Raw genomic sequence first — 17,535 nt, forward strand, 5'->3', positions numbered from 1 at the left:
AATCTGGTAAACTGTGTGTCACTTTGCGCGCATTAGCAGAGCATTGATGCATGAAATCCTCAGTGGATGCTGGTTCGGCTTCACATCATGCTAATGGCACTCTATTAAGCAGGTTAGTCGCCACCTGGCGGGCTTGCGCAGTAATTTTCTGGATAAACTTGGAGGTTTACATGGCTGTCGCTGCCAACAAACGTTCGGTAATGACGCTGTTTTCTGGTCCTACTGACATTTTTAGCCACCAGGTTCGTATCGTGCTGGCGGAGAAGGGTGTTAGCGTAGAGATCGAGCAGGTAGAAATGGATAGCCTGCCCCAGGATCTGATTGACCTCAATCCGTACCGTACCGTCCCAACGCTGGTTGATCGTGAACTGACGTTGTACGAATCCCGTATCATCATGGAATACCTTGATGAGCGCTTCCCGCATCCACCATTGATGCCGGTTTACCCGGTTGCCCGTGGTGAAAGCCGTCTGATGATGCACCGCGTGGAGCAAGACTGGTACAGCCTGATGCGTAAGGTCGAGAGCGGCACGGCGCAGGAAGCAGAAGCCGCGCGTAAGCAGCTGCGTGAAGAGCTGCTGGCGATCGCCCCTCTGTTTGCCCGTACCCCGTTCTTTATGAGCGAAGAGTTCAGCCTGGTTGATTGCTACCTGGCACCGCTGCTGTGGCGTTTGCCGCAGATGGGCATTGAGCTGGTCGGCGCAGGTTCTAAAGAGCTGAAAGGCTATATGACGCGTGTCTTCGAGCGTGATTCCTTCCTGGCTTCCCTGACGGAAGCGGAACGTGAAATGCGCCTGCAAACACGGGGCTGATTACGATGGAAATGTCGCAACTTACCGCTCGTCGCCCGTACCTTCTGCGGGCGTTCTATGACTGGCTGCTGGACAACCAGCTAACCCCGCACCTGGTCGTGGATATCAATCTGCCAGGTGTGATGGTGCCTCTTGAGTATGCGCGTGATGGTCAGATCGTTCTGAACATCGCTCCGCGTGCGGTCGGCAACCTGGAACTGGGTAATGATGAGGTGACTTTCAACGCCCGCTTTGGCGGCGTGCCTCGTCAGGTTACGGTTCCTCTGGCGGCAGTGATGGCTATTTATGCACGTGAAAACGGTGCAGGTACGATGTTTGAGCCTGAGCCGGTTTACGAAGAAGCCGGGGAATATAACCCGGATTCAGAGCAGAACGACACGCCAGAAACGGTGATGTCTGTTATCGACGGCGATCGCCCGGATGACAGCGTGCAGAACGATGATGACAATCCGGACAACGACCCGCCACCGCGCGGTGGTCGACCGGCGTTACGCGTCGTGAAATAAAAAACGGGCCTTTCGGCCCGTTTTTTTATCGCTGAGATTAGTAAACATCTCGCAGGTAACGTTTTTCTTTTTTGAGCTGGTCAACATAGTCGGCCGCGCGCTCTACAGACATCCCACCGAACTGAGTAATCACCTCATACAAGGCTTTATCCACGTCCTTCGCCATGCGTGATGCATCACCACAGACGTAGAAGTAGGCGCCTTGTTCCAGCCAGGCAAACAGCTCTGCACCTTGCTCAAGCATGCGACTCTGTACGTAGATTTTCTTCGACTGGTCGCGGGAGAAGGCCAAATCCAGACGCGTCAGTAAGCCGCTTTCCTGCCAGCCCAGCAATTCGTCTTTATAGATAAAGTCGTGTTCCTGATGCTGGTCACCAAAGAACAGCCAGTTTTTGCCTTTCGCGCTGGCAGCCTGACGTTCCTGCAGGAAGGCGCGGAATGGCGCGATACCGGTCCCCGGACCAATCATAATCAATGGCGCATCGTTGTTCGCCGGCACGCGGAACGCTTTGTTCGGCGAAATAAAGATAGCCGGTTTTTCACCGCGACCGACACGCTCCGCCAGGTAAGCAGAGCATACGCCGCTACGTGGGCGGCCAGTGCTGTGGTAACGCAGCGTGGCGATAGTCAGGTGAACCTGATTTGGGTACGCCTTCGAACTTGAAGAGATGGAGTAAGCACGGTGCTGTAATGGGCGCAGCAGCGCAACGAACTCTGGAATGCTCAGCGAGCGGGTCAGCTCAAGTTGCAGCAGGTCCAGCGTGTCTTTGCCCCACAACCAGACGCCAAGCGCGTCCTTGTCGTCATGCTGCAGAACGTGGCGCAGTTCCTGGTTAGTGGTGTTCTGGCCAACCCATTCAATCAGCTTACGCGAAGGCTCAGAGATCTCAAACTGATAGGTCAGCAGGTCGCCCAGCGTTCTGTCGAAGCCTGAAACCGGCGTATCGTAATCCGAGTTCAGCTGAGTCAGCAGCAGTTTTACCAGCGAAGGGTCATTGACCGGGATCACGCCCAGCGCATCGCCGGCTTCGTACTTCAGCCCGCTGTCGGTCAAATCGAATTCGAAGTGACGGATATCTTTGCCTGATTCATCACCAGAAAGACGCTTATTGGTGATCAGTGCTGCGGCATAAGGATTCTGCTTGTTGCTGCCAGGGATCACCGGGGCTTCCGGTAAATTCTCCAGCGCGGTACCGCTACTGCCGGCACTGGCGGCAAACTGTGGCATAGAGGTAGAGATCCACTGATTAGAAGGCTCTTCGTAATCAATGTCGCAATCAATACGGTCGCTGACGCGTTTCGCGCCGAGCTGCTCAAGGCGCATATCGATGAATTTACCGGCCTGGCAGAAGCCATCATAGCCGGTATCACCGATAGCCAGTACGGCAAAGTGCATCTGCTCCAGACGCGGGGCGGTGCTGGCAGAAATGGCCTGCCAGAACAGCTGGGCGTTGTCAGGCATTTCGCCTTCGCCGTAGGTTGAGGTGATCACCAGCACGTGACGCATGGTCGCGAACACGTCGATATCCACTTCACCCAGGCCCTGCACCACAGGCACCAGACCCTGAGCACGGGCAGCTTTCGCTGCGCTCTGTGCCAGCGCTTCGGCATTACCGGTCTGCGAGCCAAACAGGATATGCAACTGCGTGGTTGCCGCAGAACTGGTACCGCTGGCAACCTGCTTGCTGTCTTCCAGTACCAGCAGGCGTGAGTGTAGCCCGGCGAGAAACCCCGCCAGCCAGTATTTCTGGTCGCCATTGAATGGCGCGTCTTCAGGAATGTAAGGAATTTTCATGGGTTATCTGTACTCAATCCCGTTTCGTCGTGTTCAGTAGATAGTCACATTCAGTCCGGTAAACCGTCAGGATAATTTCCCGACGGCTGCAGCGATTTCAGGCAGTGCGGCGCGAGCAAACAGCTCTTCGAAGTCAGGCAGTCCGCCCAGCACTTCTCTGTTACGCGCATCCTGATAAATGATCCAACCATAAGTCGCCAGGCTGTCCATCGAGCGGATGTTACGTTGCGTCAGGGCAGCCTTGTAGTCCGCCATACGTTTGGCTGCAATCAGGCAGGCCAGTTCATCATCACTGTAATTTTCAATCGCTGAACGTGCGTGACGCTGCAGCTTACTGATCAGTGCGAAGTCCTCTGTCATTAACAGGTTACGTACGGCTTTTTCTACCGCGGCATCTTCTACCGGCGTACCTTTCGGCAGGCGGGAGAGCGCCAACTGCTGTGCAAAGCTGAGCACGGTATAGTTGTTCAGCAGCACAAACATATCTTGCGTGTCAGTTGCACCGTATTCAGGTACCACTCCATTGGCAATCGTTTTCTTGCTGCGCCAGGCCGCTTTGAACTTGGCAACCTGATGGCTTGCCAGCGCGGTTGAAAGCTCTTCCAGCAGATCCTTACGGGTTTTGGCCTTCAGGATCTCGGTGCTTTCCTGGTACAACAGCAGGGAGCGCGGCATCACAAAGACAAAGTGCTGGCACTCGGTTTCCCAGTGCTCAAGCAGCCAGGCTGCACGAGGTGAATGGGTCGCTTCCAGATGCCAGTTCAGCATCGTCAGCACCGCGTCCTTGTGCACGCGCGCCATTTCATTGTCGTCAGCGATGCAGCCAAACAGCACGGAGTCTCCGGCTGCTGAACCTGCCAGCGTGCCGTACGGGTCGTACTGGTAAGCAAAGCCACCGCTCATGCCGTTACCGAAACCGGTGCCGTAAGTGCCCAGGTTCAGGATCGCGCCATTGGTCATATATTCACAGCAGAAATCGCCAACGCCTTCAACCACGGCCGTTGCACCTGAGTTACGGACTGCGAAGCGGTCACCCGCCTGGCCCTGCACAAACAGGCGTCCACCGGTAGCGCCAAACAGCGCGAAGTTACCGATCAACACGTTGCCTTCAGCATCCTGCGAGCCGCCGCCAGGCGACATCACCACAATTTCGCCACCGCACTGGCCTTTACCGACGCCATCGTTACAGGTGCCGTAATGCTTCAGCTGCATACCGTCGTTGCAGAATACGCCGAAGGACTGACCGGCCGATCCTGAGGTAGAGATATTGACGGTATTGGGTGCCAGATAACGGCGTCCGCGATCGTCCAGCAATGCTGCAGGGATTTTGCTCAGCTGAGCAGCATCCAGCGTGTGGTTCAGCAGGCGCTCGATATCGATGGCCAACTGTCCGCCAACGCTTTTGTTGCGGTTGTTCAGCGTGATGCCATTGCCGAACTGAATATCGGTTTGGCCCTGATCGACCAGCTCCAGTTTCAGCTGATCGACCCAGCCGTTGTCCAGCTCGAAATCTTTTTCCAGATAGACCGGACGGGCGATTTTCAGTTCGGGTACCACGGTCAGCATGGCACGGAAGTCCAGCTTGCCGACTTCCAGTGGGTGATCCATCAGGTGCAGCAGGTCAGAGCGACCGCGCGCTTCACGCAGCGAACGCAGGCCAAGGCGCGCCAGAATCTCACGCACTTCATGCGCGACGTTCATAAAGTACTGCGCCAGCTGACGGGGATCGCCATCAAAGGCTTCGGCATTGGTGGTCAGGCCGGCCGGGCATTTCACGTTACAGTTTTTCGCCATCACGCATTTCAGCATCATCAGCGCGGTGGTGCCGAATTCGAAGCTGTCGCCACCCAACAGGGCAGATTTCACGACGTCGCTGCCCGTTTGCTGCGCGCCGGAGCAGCGAAGCAGAACTTTTTCACGCAGGCCGTTAGCGCACAGCGCCTGATGCACTTCGGCAATGCCGATTTCCGCCACGCGTCCGGTGTATTTCAGGCTGGTAACCGAAGCCGCACCGGTACCACCGGTGTTGCCCGCGACGTTGATAACGTCCGCACCGGCTTTTGCCACGCCGACGGCGATGGTGCCAATGCCTTCAGAGGAAACCAGTTTAACGATGACGCGCACGCGAGCTGCCTTGCAGTCGTGGATCAACTGCGCCAAATCCTCAATCGAGTAGGTGTCGTGGTGCGGAGGAGGGGAAACCAGCTCCACGCCAGGCGTACCGCCACGGGCCGCAGCAATTTCAACCGTGACTTTCGCCGCAGGCAGCTGACCGCCCTCGCCAGGTTTCGCGCCCTGACCGATTTTAATCTCCAGCTCTTCCAGCATCGGGTCCGCAAGGTACGCAGCCCACACGCCAAAGCGACCGGAAGCCAGCTGCTTAATGCGTGATGCACGGATAGTGCCGTGACGGGAATAGTGCTCGCCACCCTCACCACAGTTGCTCATGCCACCAACCATGTTGGTGCCGTGTGCCACCGCTTCGTGAGCCGGCGCAACCAGCGCACCGTGGCTCATCGCACCGGAAGCAAAGGTGCGGGTGATTTCGCTGGCAGGCTGAATTTCGTTCAGCGGCAGAGAAGGGGCCGAGGTGAAGATGCGTGACAGGTACTCAGCCGCTTTGCCGGTTGCGGCAAGCTGCAGGCCACCAGCCACAATCTCACTTTCGCCGATCTCATCGGTGAAACGGGTTTTCAGTGCGCTGAACAGTGCCGCAAGGCGCTCGTTCTCTGGCTTCAGACCAACGATGCTGTCGGTCAGGCGCAGCGTGAAGTGACCTTCACGGCCTTCGGTGGCTTCACATGCCAGACCACGGGTCGCAAAACCATTGTTGGTTAGCGAGTAGCGACCCAGTTTACGGGCAAACTCTGCCTGGCTGTCGACGTGGGTCAGATCGGCCGGGAAGGTCAGAATGTCACGCAGCGCCGCCGGGCGACGTTTACGTTCCTGCAGCATCAGGCTGGAGAATTCGCGATAGTCCGGCGTGATGGTGAAGTTATCAATCACGTCATTTGGGATACGTTCAAAGCTGGTGTCCGCAAAAGCGCTGGGTTTGATATTGAAGGCATTATCCAGTTTCGCCAGCGTCAGCAAACGGATGAACTGATCTTCATCGCGTGGCTTATCAGCAAAACGGATCGGCTGCTCTGTCATATCAATAAAGGTACGCACAGCAATGGTACCGTAGGAGTGACCGGCACCTTCCGCACGCTCTTTAAACAGACCCAACAACGGCACTTCTGACTCACCCTGAATTTTCAGGGCGCTCTGGTGCCAGTCTACGGCCATCTGCGCGATTGTGGCAAAGCCAGCGCCGCCAACCGGGGTTTTAATGTTCGGGAAGTACTTTCTCAGTACCGGATCGTCGGTATTAAGGAAGTTTGGCTCGAAGAACTCACCGCAGCTGTAGCTTTCAACGGTACAAAGGCCGACTTTACCCATGGTTTTCATCAGGGCTTTTTCAGCGGCTTTGGCATAGCGTTTGAATGCTTTATTGCCTTCTTCGCCTTCGCCGTACTTCTCTTCTGCGCGCATTTGCACGCCGAGAGGGTAAACGGCCGACGCGCCGAAACCGAGGGTTGCCGCGATATGGTGCGAGGAGATGCTCTGGCCACTTTCAACCACCAGAGAAACGTCCAGACGCAAGCCTTCCTGAACCAGGCGCTGGTTAATGGCAGACACCATCAACAGCATCGGGATACCGGCACGGGTAGAAGAGATATGACGGTCAGTCAGAACCGCGATACCGCCTTGCTCACGGGCAAAGTCGACAACCTGCTGAGCAAGGTCATCAATGGCTTTTTCCAGGGCGTTGGCATTGTCGATACGGTTCTGTGGCTCTGTGCCCACCACCGGGATGTAAAGCATATCGAAACGCGCATAAGGGGCGACATTCTGTTCACGCAGCTGCAGCATATCCAGATGCGTCAGGATCGGGGTCGGCACGATAATCTGACGGCCTTTGCTGCGGCCCAGATGCGGCTTAGCACCCAGCGCAACGCGCAAGGTCATGCCGTCAACTTCACGGATCGAGTCTAACGGTGGGTTAGTTACCTGAGCAAAGCGCTGAGAGAAGTAGTGCGCCATCCCGCCTTCATGATCGGACAGACCGTTGATCGCGTTGCCGTAACCCATGGCAGAAATTTTCTCTGCGCCGGTGTTCAGCATCGGGTCCATCATGAATTTGAAGCTTTCCTGGTTGTAATAGTAAGCCACAAACCGTTGATAAGTTTTCAGGTCACCACTGTAGCGCAGCGGTGAACCTTGCTCTTCAGCAGGAACCACAGGCAATTCTTCCAGCATGACACGGGCCTGTTCAACCAGTGCCGGGTAGTCTTTTTCAGCAGCCAGTTTTTCCAGCGCTTCCAGCGTGGTGTAGCTGCGCTTTTCGCTGTGATCGTAATACAGCATGCCGCCCGCTTCGATACGGCCACGGCGTAATACGCTTTCCGGTGGGAAGGCGATCTGACCGGCTTCTGACATCGCACCGATATACTCGGCGGTTTCCACAGAGCGCAGTGGGCGCAGGCCCAGACGGTCCAGACGCGCGCCAATCACTTCACCGTTACCGAAGATCAGCGCGGCCGGGCCATCGTTTTTCTCTTCATATAAAGAGAAGTACTCCAGCATCGCACGGACTTCGGTCGACAGGGTGAGATCGTTTTCCCACGCCGGCGGCATCATCGACACCACGGCATTGATCAGGTCGAGGTTATCTTCCATCAGGCGGCTCTGGATACTCTGATCCAGACGCGAGCTGTCGGACTGTCCTTTCGGGCGAACAATTTTCTTGCCGCGAGCCAGCGCCAGCGCAGACTCAGCAATACGGTTTTTACGGTCGGTGTTCAGCTCGCCGTTGTGGGCCATCAGCCGGAAAGGCTGCGCCATGGTGGTGTGCGGATCGGTGTTGGTTGAGAAGCGGGTATGGAAGAACAACCCACGCACCTGATGATCCGGATCGGTCAGATCCTTGAAGTAAGGGATCACTTCATTGGAATTCAGACGGGCCTTCAGAACCTGCGTGCGCGAAGAAAGCGACAGCGGATAGAGCCCGCCAAACTGGCTTTCGGTAAAGGCGCGCGCTTCGATGTCCAGCAAGGCACGGTAGATGCGTTTTTCGAATTCGTTTTGCGTGTCGACATCCTGCGGGGCAGTAAACACCCACTGGACGATCGGCAACTGGAAAGAGAGCGCAGCAGGACGCAGCACGCTACCATCGAGTGGCAGGTCGCGCTTCAGCAGAACAGGCAGGCCATAGGCTGCAAGCGTATCTTCAACCAGACGTTCCGCATTGGCACGCAGTTCAACGTCTTTAGGCACGAAGAAGTTGCCGACGCCAAAGCGACCCGCTTCAAGCTGTTGGCCGGTAATTTTGCGGAAGAAGTGCAAAGAGATGTCCACGTTGACGCCAGCACCGTCACCGACGCCTTCCGCCGACATACCCCCGCGATGAGGTACCGTGCACAAGGCGCTATGGGCCATCTGCAGGATCTCATGAGTTTGCTCGCCGTCCTTACGCGTCAGAAAACCTACGCCACAGCTATCGCTGTCTCTTGAAGGATCGTACAAGCCATAGGGAAAAGGTTTTGTGTTGGACATCGGAGGCCTCCTCAACTTCTTTGTGACATTACCTATAGTGTTTCAAGCACAGAGTGCATCTGAGGAGTCTCTCTCAGGCTCTGTCTCATTTTTCCTGACCGCTTAATGCGGACGCCGTTACCCCGAGCGTTACCTCTCCAGACTTTTTTCCTGACGTCCTTGAAGGGGGGCTGCTCTCAAATTTCCGAATCTCTTAAAGGGAGATAACTTGCATCACGAGGGAGTCTTCTTGCTGCATAGATATGCCGAGACACTGGCCCGTCGGGAAAGCTTCCAGCGGATTTCCAACTTATCGGGAAAGCGTACTCAGGTCAAATAGCGTTCTTACTGAGGCTTTTGCGACCTTATGACAGCTCAGGCTATTGATGTGTAAGGATTTGTCGCCGTTTTTTCTACTAAACCCTGCAAGGCAAAGACCGCAATAAGTGTGAGCTGTCTCACTGTAGTGCAGGCGCCATATCTCTGCACCATGCTGGTGCTGGGGTTATTGGTAGGAGAATGTTCTGACAATTATACGCTATTTACTGAAAAATACTGTTTTTATCCCGTACGCTTATTTGAATTAAACAGCCGCCCATCATTAGTAAAATTAATCATCATCGCAATGAGTAAGTTCTCACTTAATGTGAATTGTTATTCGATAGGGTAAAGGGTTAAGAGCGCAAAGATCGCCCTATCACTATGAATTAGCCAGTTCAGTGAGGAAAACCAGTAGAAGAACCGACCAGCAGATTATGCAGTTCAATAAAGCGTCCAGCCTCAGGGTGACAGAAAGATGACAAAAAATTCGGGCGACGACAGGTTCATTTTCAGGCAGGCGGTTTTTATGCTGTGGATCCAGCAAAGACGCAGCTTGCAGGCAGATAAGCGATCGCAATTTTATGCCAAACGTGCCGGTGAAAGTCCTCCTTAACAATTCGCCACAACCGCTCTCAACCAGGGCGAAGTAAGGCGATCGTGCCGGGCTTGTTTAACCGCGCGCCGTAGCAGAAATCCGTTAAGGTCCGTTTATTTCTTTGAATAAGTGAGTGCGTAAGCAGTCATTCAGCGCGGGTGCTGCACCAGCCTGGTGCGCTGATGCTTTGTACAGGTTACGTGGGTCTTTTAAGCTTTTACGGTATGATTGGGACTATTGGCCCGGAAGGAATCTTTTATGAAACAAATTCGTCTCTTAGCACAATATTATGTCGACCTGATGGTCAAGCTGGGACTGGTCCGCTTCTCATTGTTGCTGGCTTCAGCGCTGGTGGTCCTGGCGATGATCGTCCAGATGGCGGTCACCATGGTATTGCGCGGTCATGTCGAAAGTATCGATATGGTTCGATCGGTGTTTTTTGGCCTGTTGATTACGCCGTGGGCGGTCTATTTTCTCTCAGTCGTCGTTGAGCAGCTTGAGGAGTCGAGGCAGCGCCTGTCGCGGCTGGTCGATAAGCTGGAAGAGATGCGTCACCGCGATCTTGAGCTGAATCAGCAGATGAAAGAAAACATCACTCAGCTGAATCACGAAATTGCTGACCGTATCAAAGCTGAAGAGGCGCGTTTGCAGGTGATGGCCAAGCTGAAGGAGGAGATGGCCCGGCGCGAGGAAGCGCAGATCGAACTTGAGCAACAATCCTCCTTCCTGCGCTCATTCCTGGATGCATCACCCGACCTGGTCTTCTATCGCAACATTGATCAACAGTTCTCCGGCTGTAACCGCGCGATGGAATTGCTGACGGGAAAAAGCGAAAAGCAACTGATTGGGCTGACGCCACGCGATGTGTACGACGAAGATGCCGCCACTAAGGTATTGGAGACTGACGATAAAGTCTTCCGTCACAACGTGTCGTTAACGTACGAGCAGTGGTTGCAGTATCCGGATGGGCGCAAAGCCTGCTTCGAAATTCGTAAGGTGCCTTATTACGACCGCATTGGTAAACGCAGTGGGCTGATGGGCTTCGGACGCGATATAACGGAACGTAAGCGCTACCAGGACGCTTTAGAGAATGCCAGCAGGGAAAAGACCACATTTATCTCCACAATCAGCCACGAGCTTCGTACGCCGCTAAATGGCATCGTCGGCCTGAGCCGTATTTTGCTGGATACCGATTTAAATCAGGAGCAGCTCAAATACCTGAAAACCATCCACGTGTCGGCAATCACCCTCGGCAATATCTTTAACGATGTGATCGAGATGGACAAAATCGAGCGGCGTAAGGTCCAGCTGGATATTCAGCCGGTGGATTTTACCGGCTTCCTTGCCGATCTGGAAAACCTCTCCGGGCTGCTGGCCCAGCCGAAAGAACTGAAGTTTGTGCTCGACCCGCAACTGCCGTTGCCTCACAAAATCATGACCGATGGCACGCGCCTGCGGCAGATCCTGTGGAACCTGATCGGCAATGCGGTGAAGTTCACCCAGAAGGGCAGCATTATTGTTCGCGTGGCGTATCTGGGCGAAGACTGCCTGCGCTTCGAAGTGGAAGACTCCGGTATGGGGATCCCGCAGGACGAGCAGGACAAGATTTTTGCCATGTATTACCAGGTGAAAGACCAGCATGGCGGCAAGCCTGCCACCGGGACCGGGATTGGCCTGGCCGTTTCACGTCGGCTGGCGCAGAGCATGGGCGGTGATATTACGGTTCACAGCGCGCCTGGCACAGGTTCCTGCTTTACCCTGACGGTGAATGCCCCACGTATCGCTGAGCAGCCGGAAGATCAGCAGCCAGCGGATGATATGCCGCTTCCTGCGCTTCACGTGCTGCTGGTTGAAGACATCGAGCTTAACGTGGTGGTTGCCCGCTCGGTGCTGGAAAAGCTCGGTAACAGCGTTGAGGTGGCGATGACGGGTGAAGAAGCACTCGCCATGTTCGACCCTGAAGAGTTTGATTTGGTGTTGCTCGATATTCAGCTTCCGGATATGACGGGCCTGGATGTCGCCCGTGAGATCCATCAGCGTCATGGCAAGCAACATTTGCCGCCGCTGGTCGCGTTGACCGCCAACGTGCTCAAGGACAAAAAAGAGTATCTGGATGCCGGGATGGATGACGTGCTGAGCAAACCGCTGGCCGTGCCGGCGCTGACCGCCATCATCAAAAAATACTGGGACTTTCAGCAAGACGAAGCCGAGGAAAGAAAAGTGGACGAGAAGAAACTGGGATTACTGGACGTCACCATGCTTGAGCAATATATCGAGCTGGTGGGCCCGCAGTTGATTTACCAGAGCATGGAGATGTTCGAGCAGATGATGCCGGGCTATCTGGACGTGCTGGACTCCAACATGATGGCGCGCGATCAGAAAGGGATAGCGGAAGAGGGGCACAAGATTAAAGGCGCGGCAGGTTCTGTGGGGTTGGTACATTTACAGCAGTTGGCGAAACAGATTCAAAGTCCGGAGCTGCCAGCCTGGTGGGACAACGTTCAGGAATGGATTGACGAGCTGAAGCAAGAGTGGCGGAACGACGTGGACGTGTTACGGGAATGGGTTTCGGACGCTGGAAAAAAATGACCCCGACCGAGGCCGGGGTGCGCGAATACTGCGCCAACACCAGGGAAATGGGTAACCTGCGCTATTCTTAGAAGAAGAGTTTAAAAGCACAGGCGCGGTATTGGGTAAAACGCTCAGGAACTACCTTAGCAAATCTTACATCACATGTTACCAGATTCATTAAAATGTGTGATGTTGAGCAGCGATTTAAGACAGAAAACATTAATTTGATAACACAGTCAAGCTGGAAATGATTTTTTGCTTTGAATTGGTGGTTTTTTAAACGAATGTGGCGGTTTTTACGGGAATCCGATTGACGTGGTGGTGTAGCCAGCACGTCGGCGCGCTAGCAACGCTGCTAATCAAAAATGGTCAGACTGCTGAAAAGTTTAACTCTCTGTATAACATATTCTTTTTGTGAGATTACGGTCTCGGGAATGAAACCGTTTACAGGGCGAATGATAAAAGCGCAATTGGAAGTTTTTACCGATTAATGAAGGCGTATTTAATAACTTTTGCGATCTGGATGAAGCGCTTATCTTGTTAGCCCAGTAAAAGCCCCTATTCAGAATCTTCTCAGGGTTTTGGGGCGCTTCCGACCTGTTTTGCAAATGCTTAGGTAAGAAATTTATAAGCTATGCGAATCTTTTTTTATCAACTGATTCGGACCGCTTAACTGATGTTCCTGAGGATGTTTTACGTTCGTTTGTTCTATGGAACCGATTCCTGAAGTGCGGAAGTGGTTGAAGCGGCTAGGACATTTTAATTCTGGCCGGGCTTTATCCCTTAAAAGCGCCTTTTGTTGGCAATGTTAGCGTCAGGTTCTTGTTTAAGAAGAAAAGTGTCATACAGCTATCCTCTTACAGGAATTGATAAGATAGTCATGGATATTATGGTATGAAAAAACGAAACAAAAAGGGTTTTCAACTGCTCAAAACGTGGGTTTTACGCGCGTTTTTGACCGTGATTGGCGTGTGGGTTGCGGGTATTTTACTGTTTTCATTTCTGCCGGTACCGTTCTCCGCTGTTATGGTAGAACGACAGCTAGGTGCCTGGTTTAGCGGCAATTTTAGTTATGTCGCGCACTCTGACTGGACCAGCATGGATGACATTTCCCCCTGGATGCCGCTGGCGGTAATGGCCTCTGAAGATCAGAAATTCCCGACGCACTGGGGTTTTGATGTGCAGGCCATTCAATCAGTGCTGGATAACGAAGAGGGTGGGCGGATCCGCGGCGCGTCGACCCTGTCTCAGCAGACCGCCAAGAACGTCTTTTTATGGGATGGCAGAAGCTGGGTACGCAAAGGCTTAGAAGCGGGCCTGACGGTGGGAATTGAAACCGTCTGGACCAAAAGACGTATTCTGACCGTTTACCTGAATGTGGCCGAGTTTGGTGACGGCGTTTTCGGCGTTGAGGAAGCCTCTCAGCGCTACTTCCATAAGCCGGCGAGTCGTCTGACGATGTCTGAAGCCGCGCTGTTAGCGGCCGTATTACCGAATCCAATTCGTTTTAAAGCCGATGCACCGTCAGGCTATATCCGTCAGCGCCAGCAGTGGATTTTGCGCCAGATGAAGCAGCTTGGGGGAGAGGGATTTTTACGCGAACATAAGCTGATGTGAGAACGTTTTCCCAGGCATAATCGGTGATTATGCCTGGGATAAAACGGTTAATCTTCGTCGAAACCGGCGTTAAAAAGCTCAATTACCGCACTCAGCGCCTTCTCTTCTTCCGGGCCAGAGGCTTCAATTTCAATATGGCCGCCCTTGGCTGAATCCAGCATCAGCAGCGCTATCACGCTGCTGGCCTCCGCTTCAGTGCCACTCTCATTACGCAGTAACACTTCCGCATCAAAACTCTGCACCAGTTCGAAAAGCTTCATGGCCGGGCGCGCGTGCATTCCCAGCTTATTTTTGATCTCAACGGTTTGCCTGACAGTCATGATTTACGTTTTTCCAGCGTGCGATGACGGGACTGGACATTTTTACCGCGAGAGCGGAAATAGTCAGCCAGCTGTTCAGCGATATAGACGGAACGGTGTTTACCCCCGGTACAACCGATGGCAACAGTAAGATAGCTGCGGTTGTTGGTTTCCAGCATCGGCAACCACAATTCCAGATAGCTTCGGGTCTGATAAATGAAGTTATGCACTTCCGTATGGCGGTCGAGAAATGCCGCTACCGGGCGATCCAGGCCGGTCATCGGACGCAGTTTGGGATCCCAATGGGGATTCGGCAAAAAGCGCACATCGAAGACGTAGTCAGCATCGATAGGAATACCGTGCTTGTAGCCGAAGGATTCGAAAACCATCGTCAGCTCGCGCTCGCGTTTACCCAGTAAGCGCGTCCGCAGCATCTCGGCCAACTCGTGCACCGACATCTCGGAGGTATCAACAATCAGGTCAGCGCGAGAGCGCAGCGGTTCCAGCAGCTCATTCTCTTCGTCAATGGCGCTCTCCAGCGATAAATTCTTGCTGGAAAGAGGGTGCAGGCGGCGAGTATCGCTATAGCGACGGATCAGCGTGTTGCGGTCGGCATCGAGAAACAGCAGTTGAGGAGAAAAGCTGTCTGGCAGGCTGGTCAGGGCTTTTTCGAACACTTCTGGTGACTCAGGCATATTGCGCACGTCGATGCTGACCGCAGCAGACATGTTGCGGTCGGCCAGAGAATTGGCCAGTTCAGGCAGTAAAACCACGGGTAAGTTATCCACGCAGTAAAAGCCCATATCTTCCAGTGCTCTCAAGGCGACAGACTTACCCGATCCCGATCGACCGCTGACAATCATCAGCACCATGACTTGTTCTCCTGAATTTGCCTGTTTGAGGGTATTCAGCCCTGGCTGCTAAGGCCGCCAGAATAACCCACATGCTTAAAATGAGCCGGGGCTTCCACGCCCGGTATGATCAGTGGCTCTCCTCAGGAGTCTCAGCCATGATCTCGTAAAGCTCTTCATCGGTCTGCGCAGCACGCAGGCGGCGACATACGGTTTTATCCGCCAGACGTTTGGCAACCAGCGACAGCGTATGCAAATGCGTTTTGCACTGATCGGCAGGTACCAGTAAGGCGAAAAGCAGATCTACCGGTTGATTATCAATGGCATCAAAAGCGATCGGCTGATCGAGGCGGATAAAAACGCCCACCGCACGCAGGGTGTCTTCTACCAGCTTGCCATGCGGGATCGCGATACCATTACCAATTCCGGTACTGCCCATACGTTCACGGGTCAGAATCGCTTCGAAGATGGTCTGGTGCGGAAGGTTAAGCTGTTTAGCCGCCAGCTCGCTGATGATTTCCAGCGCCCGCTTCTTACTCTGGCAATGGACGCCGCTGCGGGTGCAGGACACATTCAGTACCGAGCTCAGTTCCAGTGTTAATTCATTGTTCATCATAGTTTCACTTACGTGTTCACTTCTGCCTGGCAAAATTACGGGACACATCTTCACCTGAGAAGAGGGGAGAGGGTCATCGGTCGACTGCTCAGCCTGCCTGATTGATTAACGGCCCGGCTCCCCGGTTAAAGGGAGCCGAGCCGGTTATCTACGTCATGCCTGATCCTAAGATTAGGGTGGCGAAGAAATAATCAATGCTTGAGTGAAATTTAGTGCTGCTTCAGCTTGTCTTTATGTTTATTGAGCTGGCGCGTCAGCTTGTCTATCAAGCCGTCAACCGCCGCGTACATATCTTTCCCTTCCGAGGTGGCATGCAACTCACCGCCATTCACATGCAAAGTCGCATCCGCTACCTGAGTGACCTTTTCGACCTTCAGTACAATATAGACCTGATTAATTCGATCAAAGTACTGTTCCAGTTTGGCAAATTTGGTCGTCACGAAATCACGCAATGGTTCAGTGATTTCCACGTTCTGCCCGGTAATGTTGAGTTGCATACGTTCTTCCTTATCTGTTCGATCAGACCAGCTGTTTGCGCTGGTTTGAGGGCGGGATGGATAAAGACTCTCGGTACTTTGCGACAGTGCGGCGCGCTACCATGATCCCTTGATTAGAGAGCAAGGTCGTGAGCTTGCTGTCGCTCAGTGGTTTGGCGGGATTCTCCGCCGAGATTAATTTTTTCACCAGTGCACGTATCGCCGTGGAGGACGCTTCGCCACCACTGTCGGTGTTGACGTGACTGGAGAAAAAATACTTCAATTCAAAAATTCCGCGCGGACTGTGCAGATACTTCTGCGTGGTCACGCGCGAAATGGTGGATTCATGCATATCCACGGCACTGGCGATATCCGCCAACACCATGGGGCGCATAAATTCCTCGCCCTGTTCAAAAAACGCCTGTTGCTGATCGACGATGCAGCGCGTCACTTTCAGCAGCGTGTCGTTACGGCTTTCCAGACTTTTTATCAGCCACTTCGCTTCCTGCAAATTGCTGCGGATAAACTGGCTGTCACTGTCGTTACGCGTCGAACCGCCGAGTGAAGCGTAATGCTGATTAATCTTCAGCCTGGGTACGCTGTCTGAGTTCAGTTCCACCGTCCAGCGATTGCTGGCTTTGCGCACCAGCACATCCGGGATGACATATTCCGGCTCGGTAGTATTAATCGACTGACCCGGACGCGGATCGAGCGACTGAATCACCTGCATGGCGTTTTTAAGCACGTCTTCCTTCAGCCGCGTCACGCGCATCAGGCTACGAAAGTCATGATTAGCCAGTAAGTCCAGATGTTCGCTGACAATCAGCCTTGCCTCTTTCAGGCACAAGGCCTCAGGCGGGAACTGGGAAAGCTGGACCAGCAGGCAATCCCGCAGATCGCGGGCACAGACGCCAACGGGATCGAAGCGCTGGACGCGTTTCAATACCGCTTCCACTTCATCCATGGTCAATTCATCGTTGCCAATGCTGTCGAGGATCTCATCCAGCGAGGCGGTCAGATAACCGGTGTCGTCCACGGCATCGACGATCGAGGTCGCGATCGCCCGGTCAGTTTCGGTAAACGGGGTTAGCTCCACCTGCCACATCAGGTAATCCTGAAGGGTCTGCGTGGTTTCACCCTGATAGACCGGCAGCTCGTCGTCGTGATAATCGGTTCCGGTGCCTGACGGCGTTCCGGCGGTATAAATTTCGTCCCAGGTCGCATCCAGAGGCAGTTCTTCGGGCATGTCTTTCTGTTCCAGCGCTTCCCTGGTATCCAGAGCCTCTTTCTCCTGATATTCGCGTACGTCCACTTCCTCATGAATGTCGGTTTGTTCAAGCAACGGATTACTTTCCAGCGCCAGCTGAATTTCCTGCTGTAGTTCAAGCGTAGAGAGCTGCAGCAAACGGATCGCCTGTTGCAGTTGTGGCGTCATGGCAAGCTGTTGGCTAAGCCTGAGTTGCAAACCTTGCTTCATATTCAGGATACTAATTCCTCGA

The 17,535-nt window shown here is 53.8% G+C and carries 11 protein-coding genes; 4 read left to right on the forward strand and 7 right to left on the reverse strand.

Going from position 1 to position 17,535, the window contains the following annotated elements; translation table 11 throughout:
- Window positions 1-170: 170 nt before the first annotated feature.
- The gene (sspA, locus tag AC0IXH_RS20520; RefSeq protein WP_013204064.1) at window positions 171-812 is read left to right on the forward strand and encodes a stringent starvation protein SspA; all 642 of its coding nucleotides are present in this window, start codon (window positions 171-173) and stop codon (window positions 810-812) included.
- A gap of 5 nt (window positions 813-817) precedes the next feature.
- Complete coding sequence (sspB, locus tag AC0IXH_RS20525) at window positions 818-1,318, forward strand: ClpXP protease specificity-enhancing factor (protein WP_013204063.1); 501 nt, start codon at window positions 818-820, stop codon at window positions 1,316-1,318.
- Window positions 1,319-1,355: 37 nt separating this feature from the next.
- Here the strand turns inward: sspB and AC0IXH_RS20530 are convergent, their stop codons facing one another.
- Together AC0IXH_RS20530 and AC0IXH_RS20535 are read right to left on the reverse strand one after the other, a co-directional pair.
- Window positions 1,356-3,113, reverse strand: coding sequence for a sulfite reductase subunit alpha (locus AC0IXH_RS20530; RefSeq protein ID WP_013204062.1), 1,758 nt, complete (start codon window positions 3,111-3,113; stop codon window positions 1,356-1,358).
- A 66-nt stretch (window positions 3,114-3,179) separates the two neighbouring features.
- Complete coding sequence (locus tag AC0IXH_RS20535) at window positions 3,180-8,711, reverse strand: glutamate synthase-related protein (RefSeq protein WP_134822861.1); 5,532 nt, start codon at window positions 8,709-8,711, stop codon at window positions 3,180-3,182.
- A gap of 1,153 nt (window positions 8,712-9,864) precedes the next feature.
- Here AC0IXH_RS20535 and arcB point away from each other — a divergent pair.
- Complete coding sequence (gene arcB / locus AC0IXH_RS20540; RefSeq protein WP_013204059.1) at window positions 9,865-12,195, forward strand: aerobic respiration two-component sensor histidine kinase ArcB; 2,331 nt, start codon at window positions 9,865-9,867, stop codon at window positions 12,193-12,195.
- A gap of 876 nt (window positions 12,196-13,071) precedes the next feature.
- On the forward strand, window positions 13,072-13,794 hold the full coding sequence (mtgA, locus tag AC0IXH_RS20545) for a monofunctional biosynthetic peptidoglycan transglycosylase (RefSeq protein ID WP_471720908.1): 723 nt from the start codon (window positions 13,072-13,074) through the stop codon (window positions 13,792-13,794).
- Window positions 13,795-13,841: 47 nt separating this feature from the next.
- Here mtgA and npr read toward each other — a convergent pair whose 3' ends face one another.
- The 5 genes from npr to rpoN all read right to left on the reverse strand — a co-directional run bounded on the left by npr (window position 13,842) and on the right by rpoN (window position 17,513).
- Window positions 13,842-14,114 carry a PTS phosphocarrier protein NPr gene (npr, locus tag AC0IXH_RS20550; RefSeq protein ID WP_013204056.1) on the reverse strand — a complete coding sequence of 91 codons (273 nt, stop codon included), beginning with the start codon at window positions 14,112-14,114 and terminating at the stop codon, window positions 13,842-13,844.
- A complete protein-coding gene (gene rapZ, locus AC0IXH_RS20555; protein WP_013204055.1) occupies window positions 14,111-14,965 on the reverse strand; it encodes an RNase adapter RapZ in 855 nt (284 codons plus the stop codon). Before rapZ ends, npr begins: the two co-directional genes overlap by 4 nt.
- A 109-nt stretch (window positions 14,966-15,074) precedes the next feature.
- A complete protein-coding gene (gene ptsN / locus AC0IXH_RS20560) occupies window positions 15,075-15,557 on the reverse strand; it encodes a PTS IIA-like nitrogen regulatory protein PtsN (protein ID WP_173363019.1) in 483 nt (160 codons plus the stop codon).
- Between the two features lie 212 nt (window positions 15,558-15,769).
- A complete protein-coding gene (gene hpf / locus AC0IXH_RS20565) occupies window positions 15,770-16,057 on the reverse strand; it encodes a ribosome hibernation promoting factor (protein WP_013204053.1) in 288 nt (95 codons plus the stop codon).
- Between the two features lie 22 nt (window positions 16,058-16,079).
- Window positions 16,080-17,513, reverse strand: a complete 1,434-nt coding sequence (rpoN, locus tag AC0IXH_RS20570) for an RNA polymerase factor sigma-54 (protein ID WP_013204052.1) — start codon at window positions 17,511-17,513, stop codon at window positions 16,080-16,082.
- Window positions 17,514-17,535 lie beyond the last annotated feature (22 nt).

The organism is Erwinia sp. AC075 (assembly GCF_979253995.1).

What these genes read in the sequence shown, in the direction of transcription:
- sspA (WP_013204064.1), top strand. Translation starts at nt 171, where the DNA reads ATGGCTGTCGCTGCCAACAAACGTTCGGTAATGACGCTGTTTTCTGGT.
- mtgA (WP_471720908.1), top strand. Translation starts at nt 13,072, where the DNA reads ATGAAAAAACGAAACAAAAAGGGTTTTCAACTGCTCAAAACGTGGGTT.
- rpoN (WP_013204052.1), bottom strand. Translation starts at nt 17,513, where the DNA reads ATGAAGCAAGGTTTGCAACTCAGGCTTAGCCAACAGCTTGCCATGACG.
- npr (WP_013204056.1), bottom strand. Translation starts at nt 14,114, where the DNA reads ATGACTGTCAGGCAAACCGTTGAGATCAAAAATAAGCTGGGAATGCAC.
- rapZ (WP_013204055.1), bottom strand. Translation starts at nt 14,965, where the DNA reads ATGGTGCTGATGATTGTCAGCGGTCGATCGGGATCGGGTAAGTCTGTC.
- hpf (WP_013204053.1), bottom strand. Translation starts at nt 16,057, where the DNA reads ATGCAACTCAACATTACCGGGCAGAACGTGGAAATCACTGAACCATTG.
- sspB (WP_013204063.1), top strand. Translation starts at nt 818, where the DNA reads ATGGAAATGTCGCAACTTACCGCTCGTCGCCCGTACCTTCTGCGGGCG.
- arcB (WP_013204059.1), top strand. Translation starts at nt 9,865, where the DNA reads ATGAAACAAATTCGTCTCTTAGCACAATATTATGTCGACCTGATGGTC.
- AC0IXH_RS20535 (WP_134822861.1), bottom strand. Translation starts at nt 8,711, where the DNA reads ATGTCCAACACAAAACCTTTTCCCTATGGCTTGTACGATCCTTCAAGA.
- ptsN (WP_173363019.1), bottom strand. Translation starts at nt 15,557, where the DNA reads ATGAACAATGAATTAACACTGGAACTGAGCTCGGTACTGAATGTGTCC.
- AC0IXH_RS20530 (WP_013204062.1), bottom strand. Translation starts at nt 3,113, where the DNA reads ATGAAAATTCCTTACATTCCTGAAGACGCGCCATTCAATGGCGACCAG.